Source organism: Haloferax sp. DFSO52 (genome assembly GCF_048158745.1).
Lineage (GTDB): Archaea > Halobacteriota > Halobacteria > Halobacteriales > Haloferacaceae > Haloferax.
Window position 1 is genome coordinate 206,160 of the sequence record NZ_JBLOPB010000002.1, and the last position, 16,554, is coordinate 222,713.

Consider the following 16,554-nt stretch of genomic DNA (forward strand, 5'->3'; position numbering starts at 1 on the left):
CTCAGCGGACCTTGAGCGCGTAGCCGCCGGGTTCGGTGACGTTCATCTCGGTGGCGATTTCGCTCTGTTCGGGGTGGGTGATGACGACGTAGCCCGCCCAGTCTTCGGTGAGACTGCTCGACCCGCAGTTCTCACACGTCTGCTTGTCGGGTTCGTTGACGAAGTGGCACTCTCGGCAGGCGAGACGCTTTTTCGCCATCAGTTACCCTCCGCCGAAGCCTCGCTCTGCTGGCGCTTCTTCTCGAGCCAGCCGTGCTTGCCGAGCCCCGGCTGTTTGGCCGTCAGGCCAATCTTCGAGTCACGCGGGTTGCGCTCGTCGATGCTCTTGGTGACGATGCGAGCGCGCACCTCGTCGTCGACGGCCAACGTCTGGTTGGACTCGGTCGACGCGAGTTGCTGGTTCTCGCCGTCGTAGGCGAGGTACTCGTCGGAAATCTGCGAAACGTGGAGCAAGCCGTCGACCGGGCCGATGCCGACGAAGGCACCGAACTCGACGACTTCGACGACGATTCCGTCGACGACCTCCTGCATGTCTGGGTCGTAGGTAATCGCGTCGAACTCGGCTTCGTAGTAGACGCCGGGGCGGTTGGGCAGTACGGTGCCCTCGCCAACGTCGTGGACGTTCACGACGCTCACGACGCTCCCAACGTCTTCGTCCATCCGTCCTTCCAGTTTGTCCTGCAACAGCCGCTTGACCCGCTCGGGCGTCACATCGCCCAGGTGGCGTGGCGGGACTTCGACTGTGTCTTTGAGTCGTACCCGTTTGTACATAGTTTCGTTAAGGTTCCGTGACCGCCAGCGTGGCGTGCCCCCGGATGCCGATGACGGGAATCCCGCATTCGAGCACCCTGTCACGGAGGGGCTTGTCGTTCGTGACGACGTAGTCGGCGTCGCCTGATTCGGCGAGTTCGACGACTGCGTCGTCGGCGTACGATTCGTCCGTTTCGACCGCACGGCACCGCGTCGCCAGGTCCGCACCCACGCTCGCGGCGACGGCCTCCGTCCCGCCGCCCGTCGAGAGCTTTTCGAGCTCGTCGAGGACGGCCGTGGGGACGACGAGGTCCACGTCGGCCGCGAGTAACCGGTCGAGTTCGTCGAACACGCGAACGTCGAGTTCGACCGGCATCATGAGTGCGTTCGTGTCCATAACGACTACGGTGGCGGTCACGTCACTTGAGCGTCCCGATACCGATGAGGCGCCAGCGCGCACCGACACGGCGGTTGATTGCTATCTTCGCTCCTTCTGCCGCACAGACTGGGCGCTTGAGCTTAACTTCTGCCTCGCCGCTGCGTGCACTCGTTACGGCACCGACAGTGGTCGCGGTGCCGACGGTGAGCATCAGCGGTTCGCCAGTCGAAATCTCGTCGACGCTGTCGTCTTCGCTGCCGACGACACGGTCGAGCAAGTCGACGTCCATCGTGAACTCCTCGCGCGTCGGCGGGAGGGTTCCGGGCTTGCCGGCGACCTGCCCTGCGAGCGCGTCGCCTTTCGTGACGCTGGGGTCGAGGCCGGTTCCGACACCACAGAGCCCGCCGGGTCGAACTTCGTCGACCATGTTGCCGCCCGCTTGGAGCGACCGAATCTCGGTCGTGATGGAGCGCCACTCGGTCTGGCCTTCTTCGTCGACTTCGCGGCCGGGTCGGAGTTCGAGTTCGTCGCCGTCTTCGAGTTTGCCGGCGACGACGCTGCCGCCGATGACACCTCCGTTGAGGCCTTCCCAGGTCGTTCCCGGGCGGTTGATGTCGAAGCTGCGTGCGACGAACATGCGACTGTCTTCGCTCTCGTCGCGCTCGGGCGTCGGGATGTTCTCCTCGATGGCGTCGATGAGCACGTCGAGGTTGACCTCCTGCTGGGCGCTGATGGGGACGATTGGCGCGTCTTCGGCGACCGTTCCCTTCACGAACTCCTTGATCTGCTCGTAGTTCTCCATCGCCCGGTCGCGGTCGACGAGGTCGACTTTGTTCTGGGCGATGACGATGTTCTCGATACCGATGATATCGAGCGCCATCAGGTGCTCTGCGGTCTGCGCCTGGGGGACATCTTCGGTGGCGCTGACGAGAAGCACTGCGCCGTCCATGATGGCCGCCCCAGAGAGCATCGTCGCCATGAGCGTCTCGTGGCCGGGCGCGTCGACGAACGAGACGGTTCGAAGAACCTCCGTCTCGGTTCCGTCTTCGGCCGTCTCTTCGACTGTGTAGCACTCCGGTGCATCGACACCGGGAATCTTACGGAACGTCGCGTCGGCGTACCCGAGTCGGATGGAGATACCGCGCTTCATCTCCTCCGAGTGTTGGTCCGTCCACGACCCAGACAACGCTTGGACGAGCGTCGTCTTTCCGTGGTCGACGTGACCGACGAGTCCGATGTTCACCTCCGGTTGTTGTGGGTTTTTCGTCACCATTGACCTCCTGAGAGTAATCTTGGGTAGACTTGGCCCCGAACGACTGATAAAGGTGCTGTTCTCGGGGCACCGGCGCTGTGGCTACGTCGGGCGGTCACACACGTCGTGGGGGTGTCTCCGGTGTCGGTCAGGTGTGGCTCATTCCACGACGGCACCGTCGTGTGTCACTCCTTGCAACGTGCGTCGGTGGCGTTTCGCGACGTCCACGCGGTGACGTTACTCGGCTCCACGCGGTGCCGTTACAGGACTCCACACGGTGCCGTTACTCGACTGCTTTGACGAGCGACCGAAGTTCGTCTCGGTAGGCGTCTGGCGTGAGTCCGAGGTCGATATCGACCGACACCTCGATGGCCGAGGTAGGTTCTTTCGTCACGCCCAGATCGAGGTTCTCACCGGGGTGTGCGCCGCCAGCGATGAGAATCGACCCATCGTGTTCCCAGACGGCGAGGAGTCCACTCACACCGAGATTCTTCCCCTCGATGTCGATTTGCTTCTCGTCGGACAGCGGGAAAGTGATTCCCTCGAACGGGAACGCGGCACTGTAGTTGGTCACACGCGCGTTCTCGCCCGTCTCGACGGTCAACGACCCCGACGATTGCTGTTCGATGTCGACGAGGCCGGCCGATTCTAACTGTGCTTCGTACTGCGAACGCGCCTGCGACTCGACTTGCTCGACGACCGGGTCGAGTACGGCGTCGGGAATCTGTGCGAGACTCGGGTCGAGCGTCACGCGCGTCGCGAAGAACATCGAGAACTGGCCTTCGGCCTGTCCGAGCGTCTTCTCTTTCAACTCCGTCGCCAGCGCTTCGTCTTCGAAGACGAGCGTCCGAAACGCTGCCGAGACACTCACTGGCCCGAACGACTTCTCGAACGCCGGGTCGCGAGTCTGCTCGTCGACCTGAACCCATCCGCCCGCGTCGAGTTTCGACTCGGGAACCTTCGGTGGCCCGCGTGCGGCGCTCGCGGTGCTCCCCGAACTGCACCCTGCGAGGCCTGCAAGCCCAGCGCTTGCGGCCGCACCGAGGTACGTCCGTCTCCCTATCCGACGGTCAGAGTCGTCCTGCCCGGTCATCGCTCGGAGTTGCTTCGTCATCATTCAAATAGGTATGGGACGGTGACAGTCTCCTCTATTGATGCGACTGGCTCTTCTATTCTGACGCGACGAACCCTACTCGTCCCGCTTCGTTGCGCGAAGTCGCATCGTTTGCCCGTAGAGGAGCAGGCCGATGCCCGCGAGCGCAGTCATCCCGCGCAGGTACTCGTCCCAGTGCCTGTTCGGTCCGTTGTATCGCCACCCGCCCGACGTGTAGAACCGCCCTTCGTACTCGACGAGTTCGTGGGTCTCCCGCCAGTATTTCCACCCGGCGATGGGGTCACTCGTGCGGACGGTTCCTGACTCGAACAGTCGTTGGAACTCCGACGGGAACGTCTCAGCGTTCAGTGCAGCGATGTGCATCGCAGTCCGGTTCGAGATGGGTTCGAGTCGTAACTCCACAGAACCGTTGTCGAGTGACTCGTGGTGGAGTCTGTAGAACGCGTCGTCTTTCGGATAGTACGCGACCTGATAGTGACCACAGAATGCAAGCATCTCGGCGCAGTTGACTCGTTCACGCTCGACGACTCTTGGGCCCTCTGCCCGCACCTGAGAGACGGTCTGACACAGGGGCTCGTCGTCGACACAGGCCAGGACGTTGTCGGAGTAGGTTGCGTGCTGGGCCCACTGCGAGTCGGGAGAGACTTCGACCACCTCGTATCGGTACGTCGGGACGATGGCACCCATCGGTGCGAAGACGGCGGTGAAGACCAGTCCGATGCCGAGGGCGACGACCAACAGAGCGCGGTTACGGGGGGAGGCCGAGACGGGGAATCGCATCGCCACTCGCTATGGTAACCAGCGTATAAAGTTCGGTGGCTGACATGTCCCGATTCGTTCGACCGCCGAACGAGAGCGAGGCTTTTCACCCTCCATTCCCGATATCGTGTCGTGCCCGTACCGGTGTCGTCGCCGTCGGAATTCGCCTTCGAACTGGCACTCTGTGCCCACCTCGAAGAGACGACAGATTGGCTTCCTGCTCGGCAACTCGGTGCCTCCGTCTTCTCACAGGGGAGTCGCATCATCGACGTGTGCGCCGTCGTCCCCGGCCCCGCCGCCGACTTCGATGCCCGAACCCGAATCACGTCGAGCGCGATTCCTGCTCCGGCAATCGAGAGCAGTGTCGGCGTCGGCCGTTCGGTCTTCTGGCGCGACGCCTTCGACTGTCACCCCGCCCGTGCCCGACGCGCGACAGAGCGTGCCGTCGAAGTCGGCTTCTTCGAATCCGAGCGTCGTCGTGGCCGGGAGTACGTCCGCCGCGCCACTCGCTATCCCGACGACTGGTTCGCTCGTCTCGTCGGCATCGAGAACAAACCCGACCTCGGCGAACCCGGTGACCTCCTGCGACAACTCCGCCTCGACGTGAGTCTCGCACTGTTCGACGAAGTCGTCCTCGCCACTGAGAGTTACGTCACCGGTGCACACCTCAATCGCATCCCCAAAGAAGTCGGAGTCTGGCGATTCGACCCCGAATCAGGCGACCGAGAAGTCGTCCGCGAGGCCACGCCACTCGCCGCCGACGCGACGGGAGTCGAACCCGTCGAATACGAGTCGCTCCACACCGACGTGGCGTTCGTCACACCGGCCGAGAAACGAACTGCTCGCCTGCAACTCGCAGAGCGCACCTACGGCAAAGGCTGGCGGCGCTACGACCTGCCGGGATGCGAACACGCGACTGTCGATGCCGATGGCCGACCCGTCTGTTCGCACTTCGGGCGCGTCGTCGACCCCGGGTCCGAGTGCGGGAGTGACTGTTCGGCGTTCGCCCCGGCAGACCCGCCAGCATTCGACCGCGAACGCCTCCGCGACGCCCGGAGCGACTGGGTCGCGGACCCGAGAGGCGTCGCTCGCAGGCAGTCAGGATTAGACCGGTTTTCGTAATGAGACCGGTTTTCGGAGGCTAAAATTACTCTGCGTCGGCACGTTGCTCCATGTAGTTCCAGTAAGTGACGAGGAGTGCACCGACGATGGCGACGAGGACGACGTAAATGACGGGCGTAACGAGGTCTATCTGCCCTGTATCGACGTAAGTCACGACGAGCGTCAGGACGCCGATACCGACGCCTGCCACCAAGAGCGACCTGAACGCCCGGTCACCGACGACAGTCCGGGGGTTCACGCGTCGTCTCCCGTGTGGTTCGCGAGCATCCAGAGCGACCCGATACCGATACCGGCCGAAAGGACGAACACGACGCCGAGTTGCGCCTCGGTGAGCGGGCGCGGAGAGAAGAGCGCGAACCCGGCGGCAGTCGCGAGTCCGATGGCGAACACCGAGGTGGCTCTCTCGGCTGTCGAGAGTGCGAGGGCCATACGACACCCTCCTCACGCATCGTGGAAAAACGTACGGTTGGCGAGAACGCCGCGAGTCCCTACAACTCGTACACTTCACCGTCAGTCGCCAGCGGTTCTTCGAACGCCTCGTCGGCCGGGTAGTAGTGGGCGACGTGGACGAGACGGGTCACGTCGGCGTTCAGGTCTTCGCCGAGCGAAATCGCCCCTTCTCGGGTCATGTGTTTCGTGCCGAAGGTCCGTGGCACCCCGTTTTCGTCGTGGTCGGTGCCGCCGGCAGGGTGGTACTCACACAGCGAGGCGGGCACGAGCGCCTCCGCGAGGAGGAGGTCCGGATTGGCCAGTACCTCACGCGACTCCTCGGGAATCGCGTAGGTCGAATCGCTGGAGATAGCGAGTTTCGCACCCGTTTCGGGGTCTTCGATGGCGACGCCGTAGCACAGAAGCGGCGGATGGACGACGGGGACGAACGTCACGTCGAACCCGCAGGTACGGAACGATTCGAACGGTGTCTGGTCGTGGACGTCGATGCGACCCAGATAGTCGAACTTCGAGCGAATCGTGTCTGCGACGCTCTCGCCGGTCGCAGGGTCGACCTCGTCGGTCGCGTGAACGTCGAGGTGGTCGAGGAGGCGGTAGACGTTGCCCAACCCGTCGAGATGGTCGAAGTGAATGTGGGTGACGAGGGCCGCATCGGGGAGCGGCGTCTCCTGTGTGAGAAACTGGTGACGGAAGTCGGGACTGAAGTCGACGAGGAGCGACTCGCCGGTTCGCTCGTTTTCGACGTGGACCGAAAAGCGCGTCCGCTCGATACCGCGTTCGCGGGCCTCGATACAGGTGTCGCAGTCACACCCGACGGTCGGTGTCCCGGTGGTATCGCCCGTCCCGAGGAGGGTCACACGCATCTGTTCAAAGATGAGAGATGGCGGGGCTTAAACGTGGCCGACGACGGCGACCTCCTCCTCAGTGGTCGTCCAGTTGGCGACAGGGCAGGTCGGCTTCACGCGTGCAGTTCGATACGATACCGACTAGCCGGTCAGAATATCGAGGATAGGACTACTCGGTGAAAAATCGAGTGCGAGATTACTGCGCAGCGCCGGCGTCTTTCTGCGTCTCGCCTTCGTGTTCGTCGGCGTGGTCGTGGTCGTGTTCGCCGTCGTGACTGTGGTCGTGGTCGTGGTCGTGGTCGTCGTGATTGTGGTCGTGTCCATCGCCCGACCCGGCGACGAGTTCCGACGAGTCCGACATCATATCGAGGTTCTTCAGGTTGTCACGCTCTTCGAAGTCTTCGACGGCCTCCAGCAGGTCGTCTTGGGTGAGTTCCATTCGCTCTTCGGTGAGCGCTTCGAGGACGGCCTCACGCAGCACCATCCGGAGGTCAGACCCGGTGAGGCCTTCGGTCACGTCGGCGATTGCGTCGGGGTCGAACTCGTCGATGTCCATCCGGTTCGTGATGACGCGCAGGATGTCCGAACGCATCCCTCGGTCCGGTTTGGGGAAGTTGACGATTTCGTCGAAGCGTCGCCATGCGGCGGAGTCGAGCTGGTCGGGGTGGTTCGTCGCCCCGATGAGGATGACCTCGTCGCGAATCAGCGAGATGTCGTCGATGCTCTTGAGAAGCGTGTTGACGGCGCGTTTGAGCGCGGCGTGTTCGTCCGACCGGCGCGTCTTGGCGACCGAGTCGAACTCGTCGATAAAGAGGATACACGGCGAGAGTCGTTTGGCGACTTCGAACGTCTTCTCGACGTTCTTGGCCGTCTCACCGAGATACTGGCTCGTAATCATCGAAAGCTTGACTTCGACGAAGGGGAGGCCAAGTTCGTGCGCGAGAGCGCGGGTGACAGTCGTCTTTCCGGTTCCCGGCGGGCCGACGAACAGAATCTTCCCGATTTCACGAAGGCCAATCTGCGCGAGGTACTCGCGGTGCTCGATGGCCTTCATGAGTTTCTGTATCTCGCCTTCCTGGTCCGAGGTCAACACGAGGTCGTCGAGCGTCATCTCGATTTCCTCGGGTGCGCGAACCTGCACGAGGTCCAGCATCTCGGCGTCGTCTTCGTCGTCGAAGTACTCGTCGAGGAGGCTGTCGATCCAGACGCGGTCGGCGTGGATGGGGCGCGTCTGGTCACGCGCTTCTTCGTGCGTTACATCCACGTCGTCGCGGCCCTCGACGGCCTTCGCAATCGTCGGGTTCGTCACCAACATGTCGTAGTCGGCGCGTTTGACGAACCACTCCAGCGCCATCTCGGGTTGCGTCAAAGAGAGGCGGCCGGAGAACTCCTCACGTTGGGTGAACATGAGGTCCGAAATTGCGTCCCACGGATGTTCGACTCCTGTCGCCTTCCGCGCGATCGAATCGGTAACAACGAGCGGTCGCTCGATGCCGCCCGTCGACGAATCGTCTTCGTCGTCGGCGTCCGTCCAGAAGACGCGCCGAAATCGCGGAGGAAGGTCGTTCTCGTCAAGCGTTCGGTCGTCGGTGTAAAGGTGGGCCGTCAGCAGAAACTCGACAACCTCGAGCGCCCGTTCACTCATCCGCGAAGAATTGCCGGGCGAGACGCATAAGAGCGTCGGACTCGTCGTCGGCGCGTGCCGAGTTACCAGTGACCTTCGTGAACGTGGTTCGGGCGGCTTTCGCCGTGGAACCAACCACTATTCTGGCGGCCTGTCGGCACAACAGTCTCGCAAAACAACTCTTTTCGACGGCTTGTGAGTTCTAAACTATTTATGGTGTTTGAACTCTGAAGTTGTGGCATGTCAGAACCAGTCATTGCTGCTGCGTACCGGACCCCTTTCGGAAAGGCAGGCGGCGTCTTCGAAGACGTTCGAAGTGAAGACCTGTCTATCGCTCTCATCGACCACATCCTCGACGAACACGACGTCGACCCGGACGACGTAGAGGACCTGATGTGGGGCGTCGCCCAGCAGCGAACCGAACAGGACAACAACGTCGCGCGCGTCATCGCCCTCCTCTCCAATCTCGGCGAGAGTGTGCCCGCAACGTCCATCAACCGCTGGTGTGCCTCGTCGATGCAGGCGATTATCTCCGCATCGGACGCCATCGCTGCCGGCAACCGCGAGTGCATCATCGCCGGCGGTGTCGAGAGCATGTCGCGCATTCCGATGGATGGCGACTCCTACCAGTACCTCCATCCAGAACTGAGCGAGCAGTACAACGTCTTCCAACTCCAGATGGGGATGACCGCCGAAAAGGTCGCAGAAGAGTACGACGTCTCCCGCGAGGCACAGGACGAGTTCGCAGTCCGCAGCCATCGGCGCGCCGCCGACGCGACGGACTCCGGACGCTTCGACGACGAAATCGTCCCCATCGAGACCGACGACGGCGTCGTCACCGAAGACGAAGGTATCCGCCGCGACACCTCGCTCGAAGTCCTCGCTGGTCTCTCGCCCGCGTTCTCCGGCGATGGCTCGGTCACCGCAGGTAACTCCTCCCAGATTACCGACGGCGCGGCCGCCGTTCTCGTCACGTCCCGTGAGTTCGCGGACGAACACGGCCTCGACGTGCTCGCGTCCGTCGGCACCAACAACGTCGCCGGTGTCGACCCAACCGTCATGGGTATCGGTCCGGTTCCGGCCACGCGTGGCCTCCTCGAACGCGCCGGCAGCGACATCGACGACTACGGCCTCGTCGAAATCAACGAAGCGTTCGCCAGTCAGTGTGAGTACTCCCGCCGCGAACTCGGCATCGACGAAGACATACTCAACGTCAACGGCGGCGCAATCGCCCTCGGCCACCCACTCGGTGCCTCCGGCGCACGCCTGCCCGTGACGCTCATCCACGAGATGGTCAAGCGCGACGTGGACCGTGGCCTCGCCTCGCTCTGTGTCGGATTCGGACAGGGCGCGGCAATCGAGTTCAGTCGGTAAGACTTCGGCGAATATTTTTGGTCCACCGTGTGACGCGGTGCGTCTCACGAGCCTTCGTTCGCTCTCGCTCACGAAGACAGATTTTTGCGGGGTGAGCGTGAGCGAGTCTCGGAAAAAGGTGACAGTTGCGCGGCAATCGGGTTCAGCAGATACGATAGCCGGCTCTCTGTATCGCGTCAATTCTTCGAAAAGGTGTCTTGGAGGGGCAGGCACACGGGTCGGTCGACATGTTCAGAGCAGGGGCGTGTCTCTACGTCAGCGGTTCGACCGTTTCGGCGTCCCACCACCTCGCACAGACCAGGTTGGGCATCCCAGTCTGACGACCTGCCGGTGTTTATTGTCAGAGGCACCCCGGCCTTTCTGGGTATGAACACACAACGGTTTAACTCGTTGCCTAACATATTCGGCACTCTCCCGTTCTCGTCGTGAGCACTTCTCTCTAACCGAGTCACAACTACGGAAAAACGACACTGCATGTTCGGTGTCGACGCATCGAGCAGTTCTCGTTGGTGCCGCTCCCGAGAACGAACGCCCCGTCTCGTTCGGCAATCGACCGACTCGACGACCCCACTCGACTGATTTCCGTTGACGGTATCCACAAACGTCACAGCTGTGGGTACGTCTCTCCTCTCGAAGGGGCGGCCCGAACGTCGCGCCTAATCGTCTGCCGGTGCGGCCCCACTCACGCCATCGACTGCTGACTCCGGCACGACGCCGTCTTCGCTCCATCCGCGAATCTCGTAGTACTCCGAGAGCGCGTGGGGGAATCCGGGGATGTCGAAGGGAAGCACGTCGTCGCTCCGGTCGAATCCGCGCTGGTTGTTGAAGTGGCGTTCGAGGGTGACGATGCGCTCACCGATTTCTTGGAGGTGGTCGTAGTCGGTGTCGAGCAGGTGACCGAGCAGGTCCTCGTCGATGAAGTCACGCGAGAACTTGCAGACGACGCCGCTGTCGAGGACGGCGTTGTGGTTCTCTTTCTCGACGAGGCGCTGTGGTTTGCCGTCGAATCCTTCCGGTTTCATCGCCTTCGATTTGTGCACGTAGGGGTACTCGATGGCGTAGAACGAGGCGTACATGTGGTCGGCCCCGCGGTTCGACGTGGCGAACGAGAGCCCCTGTCCGTGGAGATGACGGCCGTCGTGGGCCGGGAACTCCATGCCTTTGACCGTCCAGTCGTGGACGCCGAGTTCGCTGGCGACGCGGTGGGTCCCTTCTGCGAGGATGTCGCCGATGCCCTCGCGGTAGCCGATTTGTTCGACCAGTTCGTGGATGAGGTCGACGTTTCCGAACTCGTCTTCGGCCATCAGGTAGGCCGCGATGGTGTCGCCGGCGGAGATGGTGTCGAGTCCGAGGATGTCACAGAGTTCGTTGGACTTCATCACGGCCACGACGTCGTCGACGTCACAGTTCGACCCGAACGCCATCGACGTCTCGTACTCTGGGCCTTCTGTCTCGACGCCCGACTCTTCGTCACGCGTCGGGAGTTTGCACGCGAAGGCACACTGCGAGCAGGTTCCTTTTTTGTACTTCTTCGACTCCACGGCGTCGCCGTTGATTCCCTCGATGCCATCGAACTGGCGTTCGGTGAAGTATCGCGTCGGGAGTGCCTCGACTGAGTTCGCGTAGTCGGCACCGGCGTTCGTCCCCTGTCGCTTCATCGCGTGGTCCGAGGTTGCTGCTTCGCGGTGGACGTCCATCGCCTCGCTGGGGAACTCGATTTCCACGTCGGGAGCCGCGTCACCCTCGAATGTGACGACCTTCAGATTCTTCGCGCCCATGACCGCGCCGAGCCCACCGCGGCCGAACGCCCGTGATTCGGTCGTCATCACAGACGCGAATCGGACGAGATTCTCTCCGGCCGGTCCGATACAGACGAGTTGTTCGGCATCGAGTCCCCACTCCGTCTTTGCGTGTTCGGTGATTTCTGGAACTTCCGCCTGCTCGAGTTCGGGCACCGCTTCGAACTCCACGCCGTCGGGGCGGACGTGCACCGCGAGCAGTTCGTCCGCAACGCCTGAGAACTCGATGGCGCTGTAGCCCGTGCCGACGAGGTGTCGCGAGAGGAACCCCCCGGCGTTCGACGAGACGATGCCGTTCGTCAGGGGTGAGACGCCCGTCATGTTCACCCGGCCGGTGAAACTCATCCGAGACTGTTGCATCGGCCCGGCGGCGAGGACGAGTCGGTTCTCCGGGCCGAGTGGGTCGGCGTCGAACGGCACGCCGTCGTGGACGAGTTTCGTCCCGACGCCTCGGCCGCCAAGGTACGATTCGAGGATGTGGTCGATTTCACTCGTGTCGGCTGTCCGCGCCTCCAGATCGACCGAACACAGTGGACCCTCCGTGTGTCGCATGGTCGTTCTTCGACGAGCACCTGAATAACCGTTCGTGTCGGGTTCAGCGCTCACTCACACGGCAACAATCCGACTGATTTCCTGTTTTCTCCGACTGATTTCCCTGCATAATTCGAGTGATTTCTTGGAGTATCCGGCTGAATCCCTGTATTCTGTGGCCAACTATCATGGTCCTTCATCTGACTTTCGTCACGTTCATACTGGAGAGGTGAAGACTAGTCTGACGATGAATCTCTCGACGACTGTACTGACGGGGGTGGTGACGGTACTGGCGGCCGCCGGTGCCGTTTCGGTGGGATTCGTGCCGAGACCCGACCTCGGGGCCCCTGTTTGGTACGTTCTCGTCGCGGTAACGGTGGGATACTGGGCCGTCTTCCTGCGATGGGCCCGAAGCGAACGACAATAGACAGGGGGACTGCAGTCTTACTCGGGGTGGACGAGCTTCTCTGCGGCCCGGACGTCTTCTCGCTTTCCGATGATAGTGATACGGTCGCCTTCCTGTAGCGTGAAGTCAGCCTCCGGCACGTTCGTCTCCCCGTTTCGGGAAACCAGCGTGATGAGACACCCACTGGGGAGTTCGGGGCCGACTTCTCGGATGGTCCGACCGACGATTTTCTCGGCCGTGACTTCGACTTCCTGCACGTCACCAGAGCGGCCGATTTCGCCCATCCAGTTGGACATCGAGGGGCGTTCGATGTAGTTGTCCAGCGCCTGTGCGGTGGCGATGGTCGACGCGATGGTCCGGACACCCAGCTCTTCGAACGCTTCGACGTTGTCCGGGTTGTTGGCCCGCGCGAGGACCTTCTCCGGGTCGAACTTCGAGTTGGCGAGTTGCGACACCAGCAAGTTCACGTCGTCGTCACCGGTGGCGGCGACGACGACTTTCGCATTGCCAGCGCCGGCCGACCGGAGGACATCCGTGTCGGTGCCGTCGCCGTGATGGACGGTGAACCCCTGATTGCGGGCGATTTGGACTACTTCCTGGTCCTGTTCGATGAGGACCACGTTCTCTCCACGGTCTGCGAGGCGTTCGGCGAGCGCACGGCCCACCTTTCCACCTCCGATGACGAGTACACGCATTGGAATGACGTCGAGGTATTCTGCTATTTGTCGGGCGAGGCCTGCTTCGAAGAGGACTGTCGTGAGGATGACGAGGAAGACGGTTCCGACCAGAATCGAGGCGCTCTCGTTCAAGACGGCGGCCTGTTGGGTCATCCCCTCGGCGGCGAGTCGCGTTGCCTCTTCACGGAACGCGATGGCGAACAGTGTCGCGACCGACGCGGGGATGATACCGCGTGGGCCGACGAAACTCATGAAGAGCTTCTCGCCTCTCGTAAAGCGGTCACCCGCCGTCGAGACGAAGACGAGAAGCGGCCGGATGACGAGGGCGACGGCCACGACGATGGCGATGCCACCCAATCCGAGCGAGAGGAGACTCTCGAACTCGAGCAACGCCGCGAGGGCGATGAAGACGAACGAGAGGACGAGCAGCGTAATGTCGCCTTTGAACGCCGAAATCTCTTCTTCGTACGGGACGTCGGCGTTGCCGAGGAGGATACCCGCAGTCGCGACGGCGGCGATGCCTGCCTCGGTGGCGACGAAGTCTGCCGCTGCATACGAGACGAGCGCCCCCGCGAGGACGAGCAACCGGGCGTTCTGCGGAGCGTTCCCGGGTGAGAGGTCCACGTACTGGAGCGCGTAGTACAGTGTCCCGGCGACGATTGCACCGACGACGACGCCGACACCGAGTCGCTCGGCGAACAGCGTCACGAGTGCGTTGGGACTATTGACACCTTCGATGATAGCCTCGAAGATGACGACGGCGACGATGGCCGCCGTCACGTCGTTGACGATTCCTTCGGTGTCCAGTGCAGTCCCGACTCGGTCACGCACCGGGACGACTTCGAGGATAGGTGCGATGACCGTCGGCCCGGTTGCGACCAACAGTGCGCCGACGAGGAAGGAGACTGCCCACGGCGCACCGAGTGCGTAGTGGACGACGAGTCCCGTCCCGATGAAAGCGATGACGGCACCAACTGTTACGAGTCTGAACGTCGCTGCGGGTGCCTCTCGGAGTTTGTCGATTCGAAGGTGGAACGCACCTTCGAAGACGATGATTGCCACTGAGAGACCGACGATAGCTTGCAGTGCGTTTCCGAACGAATCGGGTGAGATGATGCCGAGCACCTCGGGGCCGAGCAAGATGCCCGACGCGATGAGGAACACGACACTTGGAACCCGGAATCGGTCCGAAAGCACCTGCGAGATGACGCCGATACCTATGATTGCGGCAACGAGCGGGATGAGATTCGCTCCTCCTGCTGCGGCCACTTATCTCGCCTCCATTGATTCGGTTCATGTGGCCACGGAAGATAAAACCATACATCTCGGTTGGCATTTCCGGCGGATTGTAGAAACGTTCGTGTATAATTTCGCAGAAAAAGTTTAATGTATTCGATTCTACTGGGTCGCGGTCTGACTGCTCCCGCTTCTGTCTTCAGCGCCGTCGTCGGACTCGTCGTAGATGAGCTGGACTTCGTCGGCGTACCGGTCGAGGATGTTGCGCCGTTTCTTCTTCATCGTCGGCGTCATCAGGTCGTTGTCCTCGGTGAACTCTTCGGGCACGACGCGGAACTGCTTGATCTGTTCGTACGTCTCGAATTTCTCGTTGGCCTCGTCGACTTCCTGTTGGATGCGCGCTTTGACTCGCTCGTCGCGGCAGATGGCCTTGGGGTCGTCAGGGAGGTCGATTCCTTCGGCGTCGGCCCACTTCTGGAGCCCCTCGAAACTCGGGACGATGAGCGCGGAGATGAACCGGTGGCCGTCTCCGAGCACCATACATTGTTCGACGATAGACGACGAGGCGTAGGCGTCTTCGATGGGGCCGGGTGCGACGTTCTTGCCCGTCGAGAGGACGAGAATCTGTTTGGCCCGTTCGCGGAACGTGATGAAGCCATCTGGCCGGAGTTCGACGACGTCGCCGGTGCGGAACCAGCGGTTTCCATCGTCGTCTTCGACGAAGGCCGCTTCGGTCTCCTCGGGTCGGTTCCAGTACCCGCTGGTGACGTTCGGCCCGCGGACGAGGAGTTCGCCAATCTCACCGCCCGCAGCGCCGAGTTGGTCGCCGACGACGGTCGTATCCAGTTTTACCTCGACGTTCTGCAGCGGGTACCCAATCGTCCCTATTTTCGGCTCTTCTGGTGGGTTGACTGTGATGACGGGCGACGTTTCGGTGAGGCCGTAACCCTCGTAGATTGGGAGGCCCATCGCGTGATAGAGCGCACAGAGTTCCGCCGAGAGACTGCCGCCACCACTGATGAAGAAGTCGAGATTGCCGCCGATTGCATCGCGAACCTGTTGGAAGACGAGTCGGTCGGCGATTCGGTGTTTCAGCGTGAGTCCAAGCCCGGGCGACTCCGTCGTGTGGTACGTCTGGCCGACGTCAACGGCCCATTCGAAGATACGCTGTTTGACGGGTGACTCGCTGGCCTGCGTTCGAATCGCGTCGTAGAGTTTTTCGTATACTCTGGGGACGCTCGTCGCACTCGTCGGTCGAACGAGTTGGAAGTCTTCACGAAGCGTGTCTGGACTCTCCGCGTACGCGACCGAGCCACCTGCTGCGAACACGAGGAAGTGGCCCGCCATCCGTTCGAAGACGTGTGCGAGCGGGAGGAACGAGAGGCCAACTGTGTTGGTACCGAAGACCGGCAAGTCACCCTTGTCGGGGCGGGGGCCGAACCGTCGGTACGCCTCGTTGACGTTCGACCGGAAGTTCCAGTGGGTGAGTTGGACACCCTTCGGTTGGCCCGTGGTTCCGGAGGTGTAGATGAGGCTCGCGAGGTCATCCGGGTCGCGTTCGTCCAGCCACGACTCGTACGCCGTGTCGTCGTAGACTGCCTCGCCGCGTTTGTACAGTTCGCCGAGCGTCAGGATGTCGTCTCGGTCCTCGTAGCCGTCGTACTCGTCGAAGACGACGATGAACTCCAGGTCGAGGGCGTCCTCGACGGCGACCACGCGGTCCAACAGCTCCTGATTTTCGACGACGACGGCGTCCGCACCGGGGTCCGAAAGCAGGTACTCGACCTGACTCTCCGACGACGATGTGTAGACCGTCGTGACGACACCGCCAGCACCGAGGACGGCGAAGTCGGTCTGTGCCCACTCCATTCGCGTGTGTGCAAAGATGCCGACACGGTCACCCGCTGCTAGCCCGAGGTCGCGGAATCCTGTGGCGAGTTTCCTGACGACGTCTCGCATCTCCTCGTAGGTGAGTTCGGCGTACTCGTGGTCGGGTGCCGCCGGGATGACACCCGATTCGACGAGCGACCGCTCGTAGATACCCCCTTTGTACCGTTGTGCAGCTCGCGAGGCGTTGCGCTCCGCGCTCTCTTCGAACATCCATGGAAGAGTCGTCCGTCCGATGGCCGGGTCATCGTACGCCGCCTCCGCGTCCTGCCAATCCATGTCCTGTTAGTTTTGATTCAACATTTAAAACTATGTACGTTCGGTTGGTTGAAAATCCACAGTACCGGGT

16 protein-coding genes are annotated in these 16,554 nt (G+C 62.1%); 3 read left to right on the top strand and 13 right to left on the bottom strand.

The window, feature by feature from the left end:
• Position 1: 1 nt before the first annotated feature.
• The 6 genes from spt4 to ACK3SC_RS10795 form a co-directional block, all read right to left on the bottom strand.
• Positions 2–199 carry a transcription elongation factor subunit Spt4 gene (gene spt4, locus ACK3SC_RS10770; protein ID WP_416840176.1) on the bottom strand — a complete coding sequence of 66 codons (198 nt, stop codon included), beginning with the start codon at positions 197–199 and terminating at the stop codon, positions 2–4.
• Positions 199–771, bottom strand: a complete 573-nt coding sequence (locus ACK3SC_RS10775; RefSeq protein WP_058570934.1) for a DNA-directed RNA polymerase — start codon at positions 769–771, stop codon at positions 199–201. The genes spt4 and ACK3SC_RS10775 overlap by 1 nt, the downstream gene beginning before the upstream one ends.
• Before the next feature lie 7 nt (positions 772–778).
• Positions 779–1,147 carry a DUF188 domain-containing protein gene (locus tag ACK3SC_RS10780; RefSeq protein ID WP_416840177.1) on the bottom strand — a complete coding sequence of 123 codons (369 nt, stop codon included), beginning with the start codon at positions 1,145–1,147 and terminating at the stop codon, positions 779–781.
• 22 nt (positions 1,148–1,169) lie between these two features.
• Positions 1,170–2,402, bottom strand: coding sequence for a translation initiation factor IF-2 subunit gamma (locus tag ACK3SC_RS10785; protein WP_416840178.1), 1,233 nt, complete (start codon positions 2,400–2,402; stop codon positions 1,170–1,172).
• Between the two features lie 262 nt (positions 2,403–2,664).
• Positions 2,665–3,474: a hypothetical protein gene (locus ACK3SC_RS10790; protein ID WP_416841214.1), complete on the bottom strand. Its 810-nt coding sequence runs from the start codon at positions 3,472–3,474 to the stop codon at positions 2,665–2,667.
• Between the two features lie 96 nt (positions 3,475–3,570).
• Entirely contained in the window at positions 3,571–4,275 is a 705-nt protein-coding gene (locus tag ACK3SC_RS10795) for a hypothetical protein (RefSeq protein WP_416840179.1), read from the bottom strand.
• Positions 4,276–4,386: 111 nt separating this feature from the next.
• Here ACK3SC_RS10795 and ACK3SC_RS10800 point away from each other — a divergent pair, with 111 nt between their 5' ends.
• On the top strand, positions 4,387–5,376 hold the full coding sequence (locus tag ACK3SC_RS10800; protein WP_416840180.1) for a DUF5787 family protein: 990 nt from the start codon (positions 4,387–4,389) through the stop codon (positions 5,374–5,376).
• A 25-nt stretch (positions 5,377–5,401) separates the two neighbouring features.
• On the opposite strand, the gene ACK3SC_RS10805 is transcribed toward ACK3SC_RS10800, so the two are convergent.
• The 4 genes from ACK3SC_RS10805 to ACK3SC_RS10820 all read right to left on the bottom strand — a co-directional run bounded on the left by ACK3SC_RS10805 (position 5,402) and on the right by ACK3SC_RS10820 (position 8,316).
• The gene (locus ACK3SC_RS10805; protein WP_416840181.1) at positions 5,402–5,614 is read right to left on the bottom strand and encodes a hypothetical protein; all 213 of its coding nucleotides are present in this window, start codon (positions 5,612–5,614) and stop codon (positions 5,402–5,404) included.
• Positions 5,611–5,805 (bottom strand): hypothetical protein, encoded by a 195-nt coding sequence (locus ACK3SC_RS10810; protein ID WP_416840182.1) that lies wholly within the window; start codon positions 5,803–5,805, stop codon positions 5,611–5,613. Before ACK3SC_RS10810 ends, ACK3SC_RS10805 begins: the two co-directional genes overlap by 4 nt.
• Positions 5,806–5,864: 59 nt before the next feature.
• Positions 5,865–6,689, bottom strand: a complete 825-nt coding sequence (locus tag ACK3SC_RS10815; RefSeq protein ID WP_416840183.1) for an MBL fold metallo-hydrolase — start codon at positions 6,687–6,689, stop codon at positions 5,865–5,867.
• A gap of 178 nt (positions 6,690–6,867) precedes the next feature.
• Positions 6,868–8,316 carry an ATP-binding protein gene (locus ACK3SC_RS10820; RefSeq protein WP_416840184.1) on the bottom strand — a complete coding sequence of 483 codons (1,449 nt, stop codon included), beginning with the start codon at positions 8,314–8,316 and terminating at the stop codon, positions 6,868–6,870.
• 219 nt (positions 8,317–8,535) lie between these two features.
• Between ACK3SC_RS10820 and ACK3SC_RS10825 the strand changes: the two genes are divergently transcribed.
• Complete coding sequence (locus tag ACK3SC_RS10825) at positions 8,536–9,669, top strand: thiolase family protein (protein ID WP_416840185.1); 1,134 nt, start codon at positions 8,536–8,538, stop codon at positions 9,667–9,669.
• Positions 9,670–10,325: 656 nt separating this feature from the next.
• On the opposite strand, the gene ACK3SC_RS10830 is transcribed toward ACK3SC_RS10825, so the two are convergent.
• Complete coding sequence (locus tag ACK3SC_RS10830; RefSeq protein WP_416840186.1) at positions 10,326–12,020, bottom strand: aldehyde ferredoxin oxidoreductase family protein; 1,695 nt, start codon at positions 12,018–12,020, stop codon at positions 10,326–10,328.
• 226 nt (positions 12,021–12,246) lie between these two features.
• Here ACK3SC_RS10830 and ACK3SC_RS10835 point away from each other — a divergent pair, with 226 nt between their 5' ends.
• Complete coding sequence (locus ACK3SC_RS10835) at positions 12,247–12,426, top strand: hypothetical protein (RefSeq protein WP_416840187.1); 180 nt, start codon at positions 12,247–12,249, stop codon at positions 12,424–12,426.
• A gap of 17 nt (positions 12,427–12,443) precedes the next feature.
• Here the strand turns inward: ACK3SC_RS10835 and ACK3SC_RS10840 are convergent, their stop codons facing one another.
• Positions 12,444–14,351, bottom strand: a complete 1,908-nt coding sequence (locus ACK3SC_RS10840) for a cation:proton antiporter (RefSeq protein WP_416840188.1) — start codon at positions 14,349–14,351, stop codon at positions 12,444–12,446.
• A gap of 129 nt (positions 14,352–14,480) precedes the next feature.
• Positions 14,481–16,484 carry an AMP-dependent synthetase/ligase gene (locus tag ACK3SC_RS10845; protein WP_416840189.1) on the bottom strand — a complete coding sequence of 668 codons (2,004 nt, stop codon included), beginning with the start codon at positions 16,482–16,484 and terminating at the stop codon, positions 14,481–14,483.
• Between the last annotated feature and the right edge of the window lie 70 nt (positions 16,485–16,554).